The sequence below is a fragment of the Pseudomonas sp. Sample_20 genome, from assembly GCF_004307585.1.
GTDB lineage: Bacteria > Pseudomonadota > Gammaproteobacteria > Pseudomonadales > Pseudomonadaceae > Aquipseudomonas > Aquipseudomonas atacamensis.
The window spans coordinates 1-15,314 of the sequence record NZ_RCOA01000034.1; the positions used below are offsets into that span (position 1 = coordinate 1).

Here is a 15,314-nt window from a genome sequence, read left to right on the forward strand (position 1 = left end):
CCCCCATACCTTCGTATACCCCCCTTCCACCCATGCGTAGCCCACGCACACCGATGGACAACTGCGCTCGCAGCCTCCCCGCCCTAGCATGGCTCTACACAGCGGGCGATTGAGCGCCAGGCAGTACGGCAAGCAGTTACGGCGGCCAGTGATCGTCACGCCAGAGTCCGCATCAGACTCGGGTGTCATCCATCCATCAGCGTCAGGGAGCACATTATGAAACAGCAATTATTGGTGATCGGTGCAGGGTTCGGCGGGCTGTGGAGTGCGCTGAGCGCTGCGCGTTTGCTGGATATGCATGCCCGTCAGGATGTCGAGATCACGCTGCTCGCCCCGCAAGCCGAATTGCGTATTCGCCCGCGCTTCTACGAGCCGGACGTGCACAGCATGTACGCGCCGCTCGACGCCCTGTTCGATGCGGTGGGTGTGCGCTTCGTCAAAGGCACCGCTGAAAGCATCGACGCCCGGGCGCGCCGAGTCGGCTACCGCGACGAGGCCGGGCGTCCGGGTGAACTGGCCTACGATCGGCTGGTTCTCGCCAGCGGCAGCCAGCTCGCTCGGCCTCCGGTGCCAGGCCTCAAGGAGCATGCGTTCGATGTCGATCAGATCGAATCCTCGGCGCGTCTGGAACGTCATCTCATCGCCCTCGGCAACCAACCGCCCAGCGTTGCGCGCAACACCGTGGTGGTCGCCGGTGGCGGTTTCACCGGGATTGAAACTGCGACGGGAATGCCGGCGCGCCTGCGTGCGATCCTCGGTGAGGATCAAGACCTGCGCGTGATCATTGTCGATCGCAGCAAGGACATCGCCGCGACCATGGGTGATGGCATTCGCCCGTCGATCATCGAGGCGTCCAATGACCTGGGTATCGAATGGATCGTCGATGCCAGCGTTGCCGCTGTGGATGCCAATGGCGTCACCCTCGCCGATGGCCGCCACATCGAAAGCCAGACCGTGATCTGGACCGTAGGTTTCCGCGCCAGCCCGCTCACCGAACAACTCGACGCCGAACGCGATGGCCAGGGCCGCCTGCACGTCGATGGCAACCTCAAGGTGCACGGCATCGATCACGTCTTTGCCGCTGGTGATGTCGCTCGCGCCGCCACAGACGACTTCGGCAACTATGCTGCGATGTCTTGCCAGCACGCGATCAGCCTGGGTCGCTACGCCGGCAACAACGCCGCCGCCGATCTACTCGGCGTCGCTCCGACAATGTATCGCCAGCCCAAGTACGTGACTTGCCTGGATCTGGGCGCCTGGGGCGCGGTATACACCGAAGGCTGGGATCGTCAGCTGAAGCTGGTGAAGGCCGAAGCCAAAGAGCTGAAGACGCAGATCAACACGGTGTGGATCTACCCGCCCGCCGCAGATCGTCGCGCTACCCTCGCGGCCGCCGATCCGCTGATCCCTGTAGCCTGATTTCACCTCCGCTTTAGCCCTGAAAACAAGGAGAACACCATGACCCTGCATCTGGATTCCTTCACCGCCAACCGCGCGGTGGCCCTGCAAACGCAAAGCGAAGAACTGGTGCCGTCGCGCTACGCCCTGCGCCTGGGCGACATTGACGTGATGGTGATCAGCGACGGCGTGTTGCCGTTGCCGACCCAGACCATGTCAACCAATGCCGACCCCGCCGACCGTGCCGCCTGGTTCAAGGAAATGTATCTGGGCCCTGACGCCTTCGACTGGGCGCTCAACGTGCTGGTGGTGCGTAGCGGCGAACAAGTCATCCTCGTCGACGCCGGCCTCGGTGGCCAATTCCCCGGTTTCCCGCGTGCCGGGCAGTTCCCCAAGCGCCTGGCCGCTGCCGGGGTGGATCTCGCCGACATCACTGATATCGTCATCACGCACATGCACATGGACCATATCGGCGGCCTGCTGGTCGACTCGGTGAAGAGCCGTCTGCGTCACGACGTGCGCATCCACGTCACCGCGGCCGAAGTGAATTTCTGGTCCACGCCAGACTTCACCAGCACCGACATGCCCGCACCAGTACCAGACGTCCTGCGCAGCACCGCCAACGCGTTCATCGACCACTATGAAAGCAAGTTGCACATCTTCGAAGACGAATGTCAGGTTGCACCTGGCGTAGTTGCAAAACTCACCGGTGGTCATACGCCAGGGCACTGCGTGGTCTACGTCAACTCCGGTGGCGAGCGCCTGACCTTTGCCGGTGACGCATTGTTCCCGGTGGCGTTCGATCACCCCGACTGGCACAACGGTTTCGAACACGATCCGGCCAAATCGGTGGAAGTGCGCGTGCGCATGCTCAAGGAAGCCGCCGCCAGCGGCGAGCTGTTCGTCGCCACGCATCTGGCCTTCCCTTCGGTGGGTAGGGTCGCGATCAATGGTGCTGCTTTCCGTTGGATACCTGCGATTTGGGATTACTGATTGCGCGCCTGAAATCTTCGCCCGGCTTCTGCCGGGCGAAACCTTTTTCACCGCCATTGCTACGCAGAGCCGTGCGGGCGGTGACCATACTTCGGTTGCTGTGTACCCTTTCTGCATCAAGCAAATCTGTGCAGAGGAAAGGGTGTTGGCATATCTGGATTGGGTGCAATGGCCGGCGATGCTGGTCACCGTTCTGGCCGCGTGGCTGATCGGTTCGCAACGACCGCAACGGCGCATGAGCGGCTTCGTTTGTTTCAGTCTGAGCAATTTGCTGTGGGTGATCTGGGGCGTCCATGCCGGGGCTTACGCGCTCATCGTTCTGCAGCTCTGCCTGTTCCTGATGAACCTGCGCGGCTTCATGAAGAACCGCGTTTTAGAGCGCTGAGTGACGCTGATCATCCGGCCAGAAAATCCTTTGAATTTTTCTTGTCGGACAAAATCATTTACGTATGAGCGTAAGGAGGAACTCATGCGTAGCACCGATATTTTCGTCATCGAATACAAACATCACGACCAGCCAAAATCATTCGTCATCCGCGCCAAGAGTATGCGCAACGCCGACGCTTGGCATTGGGCGAGCTGTGACGCCGGTATTGCGCCGATTCCGAAACCGGGTAAACCACCGTTGAAAGTGGTTTCCAAACCCCAGGCCGAGCGTTATGGGATTACGGAGGTGAAGTGGCGCGAGACGGCTGCGCTGGACTGGACGGAGGCTTAGGCAAATCGGGTCGCCTGGCTGAGCTTGCACGTCAGCCAGGCGCTCCAGAACAAACTGCTGAAAAACCGTGTTGCATCGCCGAACCCGGCACCATGTAACAAAGCCTGTACCGCCGCCTCCGAGTGCGGCGGATCAGCGCCCTGCAAAATCTTCCCGAGTTTCGCCTGCACCTCGTCAGCGGTTGCGCCCTGCTGTCGCCAGCGCTGGCTCCAGGCTTGCAGCAGCAACGGCTGACTGGCGTAAGCGTAATGATTGCCGGCCACGATCAATGGCGCGCCGGGTTTGAGGCGGGCCTGAATGGAGCGCAGTATTTGTTGCTTGGCCTCGTCACCGCCCAGGTGATGGAGTACACCGATCAGGGTGGCGGCGTCGAAAGATGCGTCGGCCGGCAAGTCTTCGACATGACCGAGATGTATCTGGACTCTGTGCAATAGATCATTGGCGCGCAGATGTTCGGTCGCAGCATCGAGCATCGGCCCGGAAGGATCGACCGCAGTGAAGTGCCAATCCGGCTCCAGCGCGGCCATGGCGATGATTTCCTGCGCGGTGCCCCCCGCGCCCACCACCAGCACGTTTGCCGGACGCGACTGCCCAAGGCTGGCGGCGAGCATGCAGGCCGACAGGTCGTGACAGGCATCGTAGCCAGCCAAGGCAATGCGGCTTTGCCGGGCATATTCATTGGCGCGGGAGGTGTCGAATTTGCCGGCGGCGTCAGTGGCGGGTTGGGTCATGGCGATTCTCCTTGTCTTTGCGACACGCTACGCGGTGAGCGTGGAGAAGAAAAATCCAATGATTTCATGGGGGGCATTCCGCTGGGGAATGTGTGGATGTCATCCCGGCGAAGTAAAAGTGATGCAGAGCGTCAGCGGATGGGTCCCCACGCAGGAGCGCGGGAACGATCCATAACAACTAAGACCAGAACCCTTTATGCGGCTCAGCCGCCTCTGCCTCCAGCATCGGCCCGAAGACACTGACCGTGCGCTGCCCTCTGGCAAACACTTCGCGACACGGCAACGAGAACGTCGGGTTCTCCGGATGATCGCCGGTCAGCCCGAGCAAAGCATGTTCCGACAACGCATACACCACTCGCCCGACACCGGTCCAATACACCGCGCCCGCGCACATGCAGCAAGGTTCGGCGCTGGTATACAGCGTGCACGCCTCCAGCTCCGGGGGTGACAACCGCTTCGCCGCCGCAGCGACCGCGACCAGTTCGGCATGCTGAGTGGGATCACCTTCTGGCGGCATCGAATTGTTGCCCGCTTCGGCAATGACCTTGCCGTCGCGGTCCGCCACCAGCGCCGCAAACGGGTGCCGGCCACGTTGTTTCGACGCCTGCGACAGGGCGATGGTCTGGCGCAGCAATGCCAGGTCCAGATCGCTGACGCCGGCCGGAACAAGCTGAGTGAATTGATTCATGGGTAACTCCTGGGCAGTGGGAAAAGACAAAGGTCAGTCAGCCAGTTCGGCCACGGATGCGCCGACGGCGTCGGTCGATGGTTTTTGTTTGTTGAGCAGTACGTTGAGCAGAATGGCGGTGATCGCACCGAGAAAAATGCCGCTATCGAGCACCAGTTTCAGCGTCGGGCCGACATGTTCGAACAGGGCCGGAAACGACATTGGCAAGACGCCGACGCTGACCGACACCGCAACAATGATGGCGTTGCGTGTGCCTTCGAACTGCACCCGTGACAATTCCTGAATGCCCGCCACCGTGGTCATGCCGAACATGACGATCGCGCAGCCGCCCAGCACTGGAGTGGGCACCGCCGCAATCAGCGCGCCAAGCTTGGGGAACAAGCCCATCAACACCATGATCGCGCCAGCGGCGGCGACGACGAAGCGGCTCTTGATGCTCGAAAGCGCAATCAGGCCGGTATTTTGCGTGAAGGCGTTGTAGGGAAAACTGTTGAACACACCACCGAGCATGGTCGACAAGCCGTCGGCGCGGAAGGCGTTGCCGAGGGTCTGCTGCGTAGTCGGTTTGCCGACCAGTTTGCCGATGGCCAGGCAGTTGCCAGTGGTCTCGGCCATGATCACCAGCATCGCCAGGGTCATGATCAGAATCGGTACCAGAGAGAACTCCGGCGGACCGAAGGCCATTGGCGCGCTCAACTCGAACCACGCCGCCTCGCTGACCCGATTGAAGTGCGTCATGCCGCAGGCGGCAGCGATCAGGCTGCCGACAAACAAGCCGATGAGCACACTGAGATTGCCGATGAAACCGCTGAATTTCGCATAAATCACCAGCGTCACACTGACCGTGGCCAGGCCCAGCAGCAGATTGGCCGGGCGACCGAAGTCAGGCGAATCGGGATTACCACCACCCAGCCAGATTGCCGCCGCCGGCATCAGTGAAATACCGATGATGGTGATCAGGCTGCCAATCACCACGGGCGGAAAGAATCGCAGCAAGCGGCTGAACACCGGCGCCAGTGCGATGGTCAGGAAGCCGGCGGCGATCACCGCCCCGAAGATCTGGCTGAGGCCGAACTCCTTGCCGATCATGATCATCGGCGCCAGCGCAATGAACGAGCAGCCCTGAATCAACGGTAACCGCGCGCCGAACTTCCAGAAACCGAGGGTCTGAATCAGCGTCGCCACACCGGACGTCAGCAGGTTGGCGTTGATCAGTAAAACCACCTGAGCCGACGTCAGCCCCATCGCACTGCCGAGAATCAGCGGCACCGCCACCGCTCCCGCATACATCACCAGAACATGCTGCAGACCGAAGGTGAAAAGCTGCCGCAGGGGCAACACCTCGTCGACCGGGTGAACGCGCTGTGTAGTCATGGCACAAGCTCCTGAAGGGGCAGCGTTGGTTGTAATCGCGGGCGCTCAGGGACAGACGCACAAACAGAATCGGCCCCGGCGTTCGAAGACGCGGGGTCATCCTTGAATGTTTTTAACGATGAAACAAATTGGCAACCATCGCTTTTTTCGATGGCAAAGACGCGGCACAATCGCCGTCTCGCTCAACCTCGGAGTACACCGCGTGCGCTTCTCACTCGATCAGTTGCTGATGTTCGTCCAGGTGGTGAAAAGCGGCTCGTTCTCCGCCGCCGGGCGCAAGCTGGGCAAGACGCAATCGACCATCAGCGCAGCGATCGCCAATCTGGAAACCGACCTTGGCGTCGAGCTGTTCGACCGCAGCAACCGCAGCCCTGCCCTCACCGCCAGCGGGCATAAATTACTGGTGCAGGCAGAGGCGGTACTGGAGCGCTGCATGACCTTCGAGGCCCACGCTGATTGCCTTTCCGATAGCGTCGAACCGAGCCTGACCCTGGCGATTGAAACGCCGTACGGCCCGATCATGCCGGTGCTGCAAGCGTTCGAGCAGGCCTTCCCGTTTGTCGATCTGATCATTCGCCACCCGGTCTACGGCGATGTCAGCGAACTGGTCAGCAGTGGCGAGGCGGTGCTGGGCGTGGCGTTTTCGCAGCCGGGCTATCCTCGGGAACTGGCGTTCCAGCAACTGGGCAAACTGATCATGCTGCACGTCTGCCATCCCGATCATCCGTTGGCGAAACTGGACAACGTCACCTTCGACGATTTGCATGTGCACCGGCGCCTGGCGTTCAGTGCGCACGTCAGCAAACTGCCGAGCAGTGAATACCTGCGTTCGACGCAACTGTGGCAAGCGGAAAGCTATCTGGCCCTGCTCGAAATGGTCCGCGCCGGCCTCGGCTGGGCGACCCTGCCGCGCCAGCTGATCCAGCGTGAACTGGGCAATGGCGAACTGGTCGAGTTGCAGCTGTCGGCGTACCCGCATACCGACTGGCAAATCGGCGTCGACCTATTGTGGGCGCGCCAACGGCCCTTGGGCACGGCCGAGCGCTGGCTGAAGGAGAAGCTGCAGGCCACCAAGGTTTATGAACGCGATCGCAACGGGCAGATCACTACGCTGTGATCATTTGGCAAACACCTGACTCATATCTTTGAACGCCTTGAATTCCAGCGCATTGCCGCAGGGATCGAGTAGAAACATGGTCGCCTGTTCGCCGACCTGACCCTTGAATCGAATGTAGGGCTCGATCACAAATTGCGTGCCGAATGACTTCAGTCGCTCGGCCAGTGCCTCCCATTGCTCCCACTGCAAAATGATGCCGAAGTGCGGGACCGGTACGTCGTGACCGTCTACCGGGTTGCTATTAACGCTTTGCTGGGCAGCCGTTTTCGGCTGTTCGTGGATCACCAATTGGTGGCCGTAGAAGTTAAAGTCGACCCATTGCGCGCTGGACCGCCCCTCCTCCAGGCCGAACACTTCACCGTAAAAACGCCGGCAAGCGGCGAGGTCGTAAACCGGGATGGCGAGGTGGAAAGGTGAAAGGCTCATCAGGCACTCCGGTAATCGCGTTGCTGGAAATATGGCAACGGCGCACCGCTGCTGATCGAGGTTCGAAAACAGCCTAGATCAAAAACCCGCCAGACGCCGACCCGACATGTCACGAGAAGGCGCGGCTATCGATACGCGCCACGGCTATCCGCCCGGTTTCACTGCCCGCGCCTGACAACCTGTCGGTGACAATCCTCCGGGCTCAGCACGGCACCGGCTCTGGAGCGTACGACAATGGTTTCAACGGGCTCGGCCCGTTCGTTGTCGAGCAGAATCGAGTGCTCCTCGCCTTCCGCAAACAGAAAGCGCTCACCCCACTGCCGCAGGCTGACCACGATGGGGAACACCGCGCGGCCCATGTCGGTGAGCACGTATTCCTTGTAGGCACTGCCGTCCGACGCGGGCTGAATCTGCAACACGCCGAGCTCGACGAGCATTTTCAGTTTGACCGTGAGGATGTTCTTGGCCAGGCCCAGACGTTTCTGGAATTCGCTGAACCGGCGCACGTCATCGAACGCATCGCGAATGATCATCAAGGCCCAGCGATCGCCAATGGCTTCGAGGGTTCGGGCCACCGGGCATTCGCTCTGCGCCAATGTTTGTTGTCGGGCCATGTGGTTCCTGATGGATCGGCTATTGAATGTGGTTGCATTTAACAACCCGAATGAATAAAGATCAACGTATCGGTTTCGATTCAAAACCACCCTACGAGGAAGCAAGGATGCCGTGTCAGACGCAAAACCTGGTCAATGCGCAAGCCGCAACTGACAGCGCAACGATCGGGCTGAGTCGTTTGCAGACTCTTCTTTTTGCAATCACCTGCGCGATGGCGGTGGCCAATGTTTACTTCGCACAGCCATTGCTGGAATCGATGGCCGCCAGCCTCGGGGTTTCATCCGGTGCAATCGGCGTAGTGGTCACGGCCACGCAAGCCGGGTATGCGGTCGGGCTGCTGTTCATTGTGCCGCTGGGTGATCTGCTCGATCGGAAGAAACTCATCGTCAGCCAACTGCTGTTGTCTGCAACGGCGCTGTGTGCCGTGGGCCTGGCCGAGAGCTGGGGAGTGCTGCTCGGTGCCATGATGCTGGTGGGATTGCTGGCGGTGGTGGTGCAAGTGGTGGTCGCCTGCACCGCCAGCCTTGCTCGTCCGGAACAGCGCGGCGCCGCCGTAGGCACCGTCACCAGTGGCGTGGTGCTGGGCATTTTGCTGGCGCGCTTCGTTTCCGGCGTAGTGGCTGATCTGGCCGGTTGGCGCGGCGTGTATTTTGTCTCGGCAGTCATGATGATCGGCTTGGCCCTGCTGTTATGGCGCACCCTGCCCGCCTCGGCAAAACCGCCCGCGCAGGGCAGTTACTGGCGACTGCTGCGCTCGGTATTGGAATTGTTTTTGACTGAGCGGGTACTGCGCGTGCGCGGCATCTTCGCCCTGCTGATCTTCGCCGCCTTCAGTGTGTTGTGGACGTCGATGGTGCTGCCGCTCAGCGCCCCGCCCCTGTCGTTGTCCCACACGCAGATCGGCCTGTTTGGTCTGGCCGGAGTGGCGGGCGCGCTCGCCGCAGCACGGGCTGGGCGCCTGGCCGATCGCGGCTTGGGCAATCGCACCACCGGCATCGCCCTGGCGCTGCTGACGCTGTCCTGGCTGCCCATCGCATTTGTCGACAGTTCGCTGCTGGCCATGGCTGTCGGAGTGATCCTGCTCGACTTCGCCGTGCAAGCGGTGCACGTCACCAACCAAAGCCTGATCTTCGCCGCACGGCCCGATGCGCAGAGTCGACTGGTCGGTGCGTATATGTGCTTTTACTCGGTGGGCAGTGGTTTGGGCGCTATCGCGGCGACGTATACCTATGCGCACTCTGGCTGGGTGGCGGTGTGTTTTCTCGGAGGCGGGATCAGTGCTGTGGCTTTACTGTATTGGGCATGGCTGGAATACCGCTACTCGCACTGAACCAGTGTGGGAGCGAGCCTGCTCGCGAAGACGGAGCATCAGTCAGCACAGAGTTGTGTGACCTGACGCCTTCGCGAGCAGGCTCGCTCCCACAGGTTGTTGCCAAGTGGAGTTACTTGCCCTCCTCAGGCTTTTCGGTCTGCATCTGCACCGACGGTTTACTTTTATCACCGTCCTTGTTGGGTGCATCGTTGGAATCGAAGCAGCCGCTCAACAGAAACATTGAGCAGAACCCCAGACATACGCAGATTTTTTTCATGACGATCTCCTGTCAGCAGTGGTATCGCTACCCGGTTCAAGCTTGACCTAGCATCGTTTACCCTCTTCCGGGATGTGCGCAAATTCATTGTAGGAGTGCATCGGGCTCTCAACCCTTACTGTGCTCCGGCGACGAGGGCCCTTCCTTGACGCCGCGCGGGCCGGCGATGCCCCACACGATCAGGCCGAGCACCGGGAATACGATCAGACCGATCGCCCAGGCGGCTTTGACGCCGACGCTTTTGTTGCTGCGAAACACACTGACGATCGCCCACAGATCGACCAGCAGAATGATCACCGCCACGGCGATGGAGAAGTAACTGGCTGCCTCGTTCATTTCGCAATCCTCCGATGACTTGTAAGCATTGGGCTGTGAGGCTTTTTCAGCGTTCAAAAAAATTGCGGCCGTGCGGCGCCAAAGGTTCAGCCGCCTTCCGGATCCTGGCGGATCACGGAAATCTTGCCGTTGCGCTCGATGATTGCGAATTTGATCTGGTCGATGGTTTCTATGCCCTGACTGGAGCGCGCAGCCTCCATGACATCCGCCTCGACCAGCCGCGCATGACGCAGGCGTTGGTGCAACAGCTTGCCATTCTCGACAATGATCGTCGGTTCGCCATCAATCAGCCGCGACACCCAACTGGAACGTTGTTTGAGCAGGGAAAAACCGACATCCACAGCGATCAGCGTAATGATCACCAGAAACGCATTGGTCAGGGAAAAATCATCACCAAGCAGCGCTTGCTGGGTGGCTTCACCGATGATCATCAGCAGAACGAAATCAAACGTCGTCAACTCGGCCAGCGAACGCCGGCCGGCAATTTTGAACAGCACCATCAGTGCCAGATACATCGCGAGTGCGCGCAACACCGAGTCCATGGGTCACCTATGGATAAATGAATTGAGTAAGCTTCACTTCGCTCGAGCCCGGCACGCGGATATGGCTGCGAAACAGGCCCAATCCGTCACCGCGCAGCGTCACATAGAGCGTCGCCTGGCCTTGGGCATCCGCCTGCAACCACAAGCGCATGCCCTGTTTTGAGCTGCGCATACGCACCGGGGCCGGTTGCATGGTTTCGACGCTGAAGCCATCGAGCATCTCGCCACCGATGTCGAGTTCGACAGTGGCTGCAGGCGCCGTGTGCACGCTGAGTTTCAGCGGGTTGGTCGAGCCGTTGCGGTGGAACATCTCGTACTCGACCTGGACTTTGCCGTCGTCGCTGCGGGCGTCCTGCGAACTGAGCACGCCACGGGAAAACAACCCCAACAGGCCCAGCAGCATGCACAGCACCAACAGGTACCAACCGATGTGCTCGAAGCGCCAGACCTTCAACTGATAGGCCATGTCCTCCTGCACCGGGAACTGCCGACTGCGCAGATCGGGATGCTCAGCGTCGTGCTTCATCGGCGCCACCCTCCTTCGCCGCGCAACGCGCGACGGTGGTAGTCCGGCAACTGCTGCAGGGCGAATTCAGAAGCGAGGGTCTGCACTTCACTGCGAGATCCGGCAAACCATTGCTGGGTGCTGAACAGAAAATGTTTGTCATCGAACTGGAATGCCCAGGCGAAACACACCGTACCGGCCTTGATGCCATCCATATCGTCGGGTCCGAGAATGCCGGTGGTGGCAACGGCAACGTTGGCGGTGCTGTCGCGCAACGCACCGATGGCCATTTCACTGGCCACTTCCACGCTGGTCAGATTGAAGGTGTCCATGGTCGCCGGGCTGACGTGCAGCAGGCGCTGCTTGGCTTGCGGCGAATAGACCACATAGCCGCACTCGATCAGCTCGCCGCTGCCGGGGACTTCCGACAGCAACATGACGATTTCCCCGGCCGTGCAGGATTCGGCGGTGGTGATGATCAGCGAATGTTGGCGCAGGTATTCAATCGTTTCCTTGGCGATGGACATGGCATGTTCTCGAAGCTGTTATTGCCGGTTGACCGCTCGCTGGGCGGATCATTCCGCCGGATTGGATGAGCGTGTAAGCGCCTCTTGCAGTGAAAGTTTTCCGCCCCGTTCAGCGCGATCACCTACCCTCATAGTCTGTGTGAACCACTCGAGCCCGCCGCCCCCATGCGCTGTTCATTCAAGTCGTTGTTTTTGATTCTGTTGCTGCTACTGATGCCGGGCAGCGCTGCGCTGTGGGCGGCGGATGTTGCCGCGCCGGCAAACTCCGGCACAGCGCCAATGCCGGTGATTTCGCAAAGCGATCTGCAAGCCCTGCAACAACGCCTGGACGGGCTCAAGCAGCAGATTTCGGCGGCAAACAATTACAACCAGCTCGAAGGCCCGCAGGATCGGGTGCAGGCGTTCATTCTCGATGTCGATCGGTTGTCGGCAGCGCTGTTGCCGCAACAGGCGCAACTGGCGGTGCAACTGGGCGTGCTCGGCACGGCGCCCGACGCCGAGGTAGCCGCCGAGCAAGCCGATATCGTCGCGCAGCGGGCGGCGCTGGCGGAGCAGAAAAGCAAGATCGATGGCACCCTGAAAAGCCTCGCCGCACTGAAACAGAACGCCGCCGATCTGATCACGCAAATCGCCGGCATCCGCCGCACCCTGCTGGAAAGCGAACTGACCCTGAGCACGCGCAGCGTATTGAGCCCGTATTTCTGGACACCGCTGGTCAATCCAAGCGAAGACGACCGCCAGCGCCTGCGACTGTTCGTCGAGCAGGTCGCTGACGTATGGGCGACGGTCTGGGCGCCGGGCGAGCGCTTCTACACCTGCGTACTGGTGCTATTGGCGCTGCTGATCTGGACCTTCGGCCGACGTCTGGCTGAGCGCGGGCTGACCTGGTTCTGCATTCATCGCGTGGCGGAGGGCCGACTGCGCCGCAGTGCCTTGGCCTTCGCCTCAGCCATAGCGACCTTCGTCACCACCGCCATCGCCCTGAAGCTGCTGTTCTACGCCTGCACCCGCCACGACGCGCTGCCGCCGGTGCTGGAAACTTTCTCCGAAGAGTTCGAGAAAGTCGTCTATGCCTGCGTGCTGATCACCGGGCTCAGCCGCGCATTGCTCTCCACCGCGCACCCATCCTGGCGCCTGCCGTCAATTGCCGATCCAGTGGCGCTGGCCCTCAAGCCTTATCCGCGAATCCTCGCCTGCTCGTTGCTGGTGTTGGTGACGCTGGTGCAAGTCGCCAATGCCACAGGCATGAGCAGCCACATCGTGATGGCCGGGCGCGGCGTGATTTCCATGGTGGTACTGGCGATCATCGGCACGATGCTGTTGCGCGTCGGCAAAGTGCGCAAGGCCTTGGTCGCAGCCAATGACCCATCGGCGACCAACAGCGTGTTCGCCGGGCTGATCTACAGCGTCGCCAGTCTCTCGATGTTGGTGACGGCTATTGCGCTGCTGGCCGGCTATGTTTCGCTGGCACGGTTCATCAGTTATGAGCTGGTGTGGGGCTATGTCGTGCTGTCGGGCTTCTACTTGCTGATTCAGCTGGTCAAGGACGCCTGTGAGCACCTGTTTTCGCCGAAACACGCGAGCGGCCAGGCGCTCAAGCAATTGCTCGGCGTCGGCGATCGGCGCCTTGAGCAGACGTCGATCCTGTTGTCCGGGGTCAGCCGCGCCGGCCTGATGCTGATGGCGCTGATTTCGTTGTTTGTCGGCGGCATCGGCACCACGCTTGGCCAACTGGTCACCAACATCATGTCGATCCTTGGCGGCGCCGGTTTGCGCAAGCTGAATATTGTCCCGGCGCATCTGCTCAACGCACTGCTGGCACTGCTGATTGGCATCTGGCTGATCCGTGCATTAAGCCGCTGGCTCGACAACGAATTCCTGCCCAAGACCGACATGGACCCGGGCATGTGCGCGTCACTGAGCACGCTGTTTTCCAACATCGGCTACGCCTTTGTGATTCTGCTGACGCTGTCGTCGCTGGGCGTGCAGTGGACCAACCTGGCGTGGATCGTCAGTGCGCTGTCAGTGGGTATCGGTTTTGGCTTGCAGGAAATCGTCAAGAATTTCGTCTCCGGCCTGATCCTGCTCACCGAGCGCCCGGTCAAGGTCGGCGACCTGATCAGCATCAGCGGCGTCGAGGGCGACATCCGCCGGATCAACGTGCGTGCCACGGAAATCCAGCTCAGCGACCGCTCGATCGTGATCGTGCCCAACTCGCAACTGATCTCGCAGAACCTGCGCAACGTCACCCTTGGCGGCAGCGCTCAGGGCGTGGCGTCGCTGGAGCTGGTTTTCCCGCTGGATATTGATCCTGAAGAGGTCAAACAACTGCTGCTGGATGCGTATCACGAGAACGAAACCATCCTCGATAAACCGGCGCCGTTCGTGCGTTTCAGCAAATTGTCGCCGGACGGCATAACCCTCACGGTCACCGGCTATGTCGGCAGCCCGAGGATTGTCGGGCTGACCAAGAGCGATTTGTTGTTTGAGGTGCTGAAGCGGTTGGGCGCAGCGGGGATTGCGCTGGCGAAACCGCCAGCGGCGTGATTCGGTTAGCGCTTGCCCGTGTTGTCGATGCGGGCCGTGCTGCTGCGTGGCGTCAGCTCGAACGGCAGGATGACATGCCGCTCTGTCAGCGGCTGTTTTTCGATCAGGGCAATCAACATCTCGACCGCCTTGGCCCCGAAGGCCTCGGCCGGTTGCGAGATGGTGGTCAGCGGCGGATCGCAGTACGCAGCCATGGGAATGTCATCGAAACCCACCAGGGAAATATCCTCGGGCACACGCAGCCCGGCCTGCCGGATGCGCTTGAGCGCACCAATGGCCATTTCATCGTTTTCGCAGAACAGCGCGCTCGGCCGCTCGGCCAAGCCGAGCATCTTTTGCGCGCCTGCATAACCGGCCTCGAGGCTGAAATTGCCATGGCAGATCAGTGCTTCATCGAAGGCAATCCCGGCCTCGCGCAATGCCGCTTCGTAACCTGCCAGTCGATCCAGGGTCAGCGGGCTGTTTTTTGAGCCTTTGATCAGGCCGATGCGTCGATGTCCCAAGGCGATCAGGTGGTCGGTCATGGCTTTGGCGGCGGCGACGTTGTCCAGGCTGATGGTTGGATAACGCCCGGCCTTGATCACTTCGCAGGCGTTCACGATCGGCGGCACATCGGCGTCGGCCGGGGCGTTTTCGAAAGGATCGTAAGCGCGCAACTGGATCACTCCGTCGGCCTGATAGGCGTAAACCAGCTCGGCGAATTGTCGCTCCAGTTCTTCCCGGCCCTGGGTGTCGCACAGCAGCAGGCGATAACCGGCCGCCTGCGCCGCTTGCTGCGCGCCGCTGATGACGCGGGCGAAGAAGGTATTGGCGATGGTCGGCACCAGAATCACCAGATTGCCGGTGCGCCGCGAACGAAACTGCACGGCCATCAGGTTCGGCCGATAGCCGGCCTGCTCCACGGCGGCCATGACGCGCTCACGGGTTGGCGCGAGCACACGCTCGGGCGATTTCAAAGTCCTCGAAACCGTCGCCACGGAAACCCCGGCCAGCCGAGCCACTTCGCGAATATTGGACAAAAACACCTCGTTGATTCATGCCGATCAGGCGCGGAGCTTACCGCAGGCGACGAGCGATCGAAACGCTGTCGATCATCCGCTGGCATTTGACACTCGGCTAATTCAAGCCTAGATTTCGCCCACGATGTAACCGGTTACATCGCTCATCAACATTGCATCCAGCTACCGAGACGACTGCCATGTACGCTG

18 protein-coding genes are annotated in these 15,314 nt (G+C 60.8%); 7 read left to right on the forward strand and 11 right to left on the reverse strand.

The genetic code is table 11. The annotated features are described in order from the left end of the window. Nucleotides 1-216 precede the first annotated feature (216 nt). From D8U70_RS08495 to D8U70_RS08510, 4 genes are all read left to right on the forward strand, one after another. Complete coding sequence (locus tag D8U70_RS08495; RefSeq protein ID WP_130928632.1) at nucleotides 217-1,419, forward strand: NAD(P)/FAD-dependent oxidoreductase; 1,203 nt, start codon at nucleotides 217-219, stop codon at nucleotides 1,417-1,419. A 39-nt stretch (nucleotides 1,420-1,458) separates the two neighbouring features. Continuing rightward, complete coding sequence (locus D8U70_RS08500; RefSeq protein ID WP_016774269.1) at nucleotides 1,459-2,391, forward strand: MBL fold metallo-hydrolase; 933 nt, start codon at nucleotides 1,459-1,461, stop codon at nucleotides 2,389-2,391. A gap of 145 nt (nucleotides 2,392-2,536) precedes the next feature. Further along, a complete protein-coding gene (locus D8U70_RS08505) occupies nucleotides 2,537-2,776 on the forward strand; it encodes a hypothetical protein (protein WP_016774268.1) in 240 nt (79 codons plus the stop codon). 84 nt (nucleotides 2,777-2,860) lie between these two features. Then, a complete protein-coding gene (locus tag D8U70_RS08510; protein WP_041480580.1) occupies nucleotides 2,861-3,109 on the forward strand; it encodes a DUF6555 family protein in 249 nt (82 codons plus the stop codon). Here D8U70_RS08510 and D8U70_RS08515 read toward each other — a convergent pair. The 3 genes from D8U70_RS08515 to D8U70_RS08525 form a co-directional block, all read right to left on the reverse strand. Beyond that, complete coding sequence (locus tag D8U70_RS08515) at nucleotides 3,106-3,840, reverse strand: class I SAM-dependent methyltransferase (RefSeq protein WP_122750668.1); 735 nt, start codon at nucleotides 3,838-3,840, stop codon at nucleotides 3,106-3,108. The genes D8U70_RS08510 and D8U70_RS08515 overlap by 4 nt on opposite strands. Nucleotides 3,841-4,018: 178 nt before the next feature. Continuing rightward, on the reverse strand, nucleotides 4,019-4,528 hold the full coding sequence (locus tag D8U70_RS08520; RefSeq protein WP_122699068.1) for a nucleoside deaminase: 510 nt from the start codon (nucleotides 4,526-4,528) through the stop codon (nucleotides 4,019-4,021). 33 nt (nucleotides 4,529-4,561) lie between these two features. Next, the gene (locus D8U70_RS08525) at nucleotides 4,562-5,902 is read right to left on the reverse strand and encodes a nucleobase:cation symporter-2 family protein (RefSeq protein ID WP_130928633.1); all 1,341 of its coding nucleotides are present in this window, start codon (nucleotides 5,900-5,902) and stop codon (nucleotides 4,562-4,564) included. Between the two features lie 202 nt (nucleotides 5,903-6,104). Between D8U70_RS08525 and D8U70_RS08530 the strand changes: the two genes are divergently transcribed. Next, nucleotides 6,105-7,019 carry a LysR family transcriptional regulator gene (locus tag D8U70_RS08530; protein ID WP_130928634.1) on the forward strand — a complete coding sequence of 305 codons (915 nt, stop codon included), beginning with the start codon at nucleotides 6,105-6,107 and terminating at the stop codon, nucleotides 7,017-7,019. Here the strand turns inward: D8U70_RS08530 and D8U70_RS08535 are convergent, their stop codons facing one another. After that, nucleotides 7,020-7,445: a VOC family protein gene (locus tag D8U70_RS08535; protein WP_073475213.1), complete on the reverse strand. Its 426-nt coding sequence runs from the start codon at nucleotides 7,443-7,445 to the stop codon at nucleotides 7,020-7,022. A 158-nt stretch (nucleotides 7,446-7,603) separates the two neighbouring features. Continuing rightward, the gene (locus D8U70_RS08540; RefSeq protein ID WP_130888629.1) at nucleotides 7,604-8,059 is read right to left on the reverse strand and encodes a helix-turn-helix domain-containing protein; all 456 of its coding nucleotides are present in this window, start codon (nucleotides 8,057-8,059) and stop codon (nucleotides 7,604-7,606) included. Nucleotides 8,060-8,166: 107 nt separating this feature from the next. Here D8U70_RS08540 and D8U70_RS08545 point away from each other — a divergent pair, with 107 nt between their 5' ends. Further along, nucleotides 8,167-9,390 carry an MFS transporter gene (locus tag D8U70_RS08545; protein ID WP_130928635.1) on the forward strand — a complete coding sequence of 408 codons (1,224 nt, stop codon included), beginning with the start codon at nucleotides 8,167-8,169 and terminating at the stop codon, nucleotides 9,388-9,390. Nucleotides 9,391-9,502: 112 nt separating this feature from the next. Here D8U70_RS08545 and D8U70_RS27715 read toward each other — a convergent pair whose 3' ends face one another. From D8U70_RS27715 to D8U70_RS08565, 5 genes are all read right to left on the reverse strand, one after another. Next, nucleotides 9,503-9,649, reverse strand: coding sequence for a hypothetical protein (locus tag D8U70_RS27715; protein WP_016774259.1), 147 nt, complete (start codon nucleotides 9,647-9,649; stop codon nucleotides 9,503-9,505). A gap of 108 nt (nucleotides 9,650-9,757) precedes the next feature. Next, complete coding sequence (locus D8U70_RS08550) at nucleotides 9,758-9,985, reverse strand: PLD nuclease N-terminal domain-containing protein (protein WP_024012535.1); 228 nt, start codon at nucleotides 9,983-9,985, stop codon at nucleotides 9,758-9,760. Between the two features lie 86 nt (nucleotides 9,986-10,071). Further along, a complete protein-coding gene (locus D8U70_RS08555; RefSeq protein ID WP_130928636.1) occupies nucleotides 10,072-10,527 on the reverse strand; it encodes a YetF domain-containing protein in 456 nt (151 codons plus the stop codon). Between the two features lie 7 nt (nucleotides 10,528-10,534). Then, the gene (locus tag D8U70_RS08560; RefSeq protein WP_130928637.1) at nucleotides 10,535-11,053 is read right to left on the reverse strand and encodes a hypothetical protein; all 519 of its coding nucleotides are present in this window, start codon (nucleotides 11,051-11,053) and stop codon (nucleotides 10,535-10,537) included. Continuing rightward, nucleotides 11,050-11,559 carry a CinA family protein gene (locus tag D8U70_RS08565; RefSeq protein ID WP_110599071.1) on the reverse strand — a complete coding sequence of 170 codons (510 nt, stop codon included), beginning with the start codon at nucleotides 11,557-11,559 and terminating at the stop codon, nucleotides 11,050-11,052. The genes D8U70_RS08560 and D8U70_RS08565 overlap by 4 nt, the downstream gene beginning before the upstream one ends. Before the next feature lie 165 nt (nucleotides 11,560-11,724). Here D8U70_RS08565 and D8U70_RS08570 point away from each other — a divergent pair, with 165 nt between their 5' ends. Then, nucleotides 11,725-14,106, forward strand: coding sequence for a DUF3772 domain-containing protein (locus D8U70_RS08570; RefSeq protein WP_130928638.1), 2,382 nt, complete (start codon nucleotides 11,725-11,727; stop codon nucleotides 14,104-14,106). A gap of 5 nt (nucleotides 14,107-14,111) precedes the next feature. On the opposite strand, the gene D8U70_RS08575 is transcribed toward D8U70_RS08570, so the two are convergent. Then, on the reverse strand, nucleotides 14,112-15,125 hold the full coding sequence (locus tag D8U70_RS08575) for a LacI family DNA-binding transcriptional regulator (RefSeq protein ID WP_130928639.1): 1,014 nt from the start codon (nucleotides 15,123-15,125) through the stop codon (nucleotides 14,112-14,114). Nucleotides 15,126-15,314: the final 189 nt, after the last annotated feature.

Bases quoted from the DNA above. Each gene is read 5' to 3' on its own strand.
- D8U70_RS08495 (WP_130928632.1), top strand. From the start codon at position 217: ATGAAACAGCAATTATTGGTGATCGGTGCAGGGTTCGGCGGGCTGTGG.
- D8U70_RS08500 (WP_016774269.1), top strand. From the start codon at position 1,459: ATGACCCTGCATCTGGATTCCTTCACCGCCAACCGCGCGGTGGCCCTG.
- D8U70_RS08510 (WP_041480580.1), top strand. From the start codon at position 2,861: ATGCGTAGCACCGATATTTTCGTCATCGAATACAAACATCACGACCAG.
- D8U70_RS08515 (WP_122750668.1), bottom strand. From the start codon at position 3,840: ATGACCCAACCCGCCACTGACGCCGCCGGCAAATTCGACACCTCCCGC.
- D8U70_RS08520 (WP_122699068.1), bottom strand. From the start codon at position 4,528: ATGAATCAATTCACTCAGCTTGTTCCGGCCGGCGTCAGCGATCTGGAC.
- D8U70_RS08525 (WP_130928633.1), bottom strand. From the start codon at position 5,902: ATGACTACACAGCGCGTTCACCCGGTCGACGAGGTGTTGCCCCTGCGG.
- D8U70_RS08535 (WP_073475213.1), bottom strand. From the start codon at position 7,445: ATGAGCCTTTCACCTTTCCACCTCGCCATCCCGGTTTACGACCTCGCC.
- D8U70_RS08540 (WP_130888629.1), bottom strand. From the start codon at position 8,059: ATGGCCCGACAACAAACATTGGCGCAGAGCGAATGCCCGGTGGCCCGA.
- D8U70_RS08545 (WP_130928635.1), top strand. From the start codon at position 8,167: ATGCCGTGTCAGACGCAAAACCTGGTCAATGCGCAAGCCGCAACTGAC.
- D8U70_RS27715 (WP_016774259.1), bottom strand. From the start codon at position 9,649: ATGAAAAAAATCTGCGTATGTCTGGGGTTCTGCTCAATGTTTCTGTTG.
- D8U70_RS08550 (WP_024012535.1), bottom strand. From the start codon at position 9,985: ATGAACGAGGCAGCCAGTTACTTCTCCATCGCCGTGGCGGTGATCATT.
- D8U70_RS08555 (WP_130928636.1), bottom strand. From the start codon at position 10,527: ATGGACTCGGTGTTGCGCGCACTCGCGATGTATCTGGCACTGATGGTG.
- D8U70_RS08560 (WP_130928637.1), bottom strand. From the start codon at position 11,053: ATGAAGCACGACGCTGAGCATCCCGATCTGCGCAGTCGGCAGTTCCCG.
- D8U70_RS08565 (WP_110599071.1), bottom strand. From the start codon at position 11,559: ATGTCCATCGCCAAGGAAACGATTGAATACCTGCGCCAACATTCGCTG.
- D8U70_RS08570 (WP_130928638.1), top strand. From the start codon at position 11,725: ATGCGCTGTTCATTCAAGTCGTTGTTTTTGATTCTGTTGCTGCTACTG.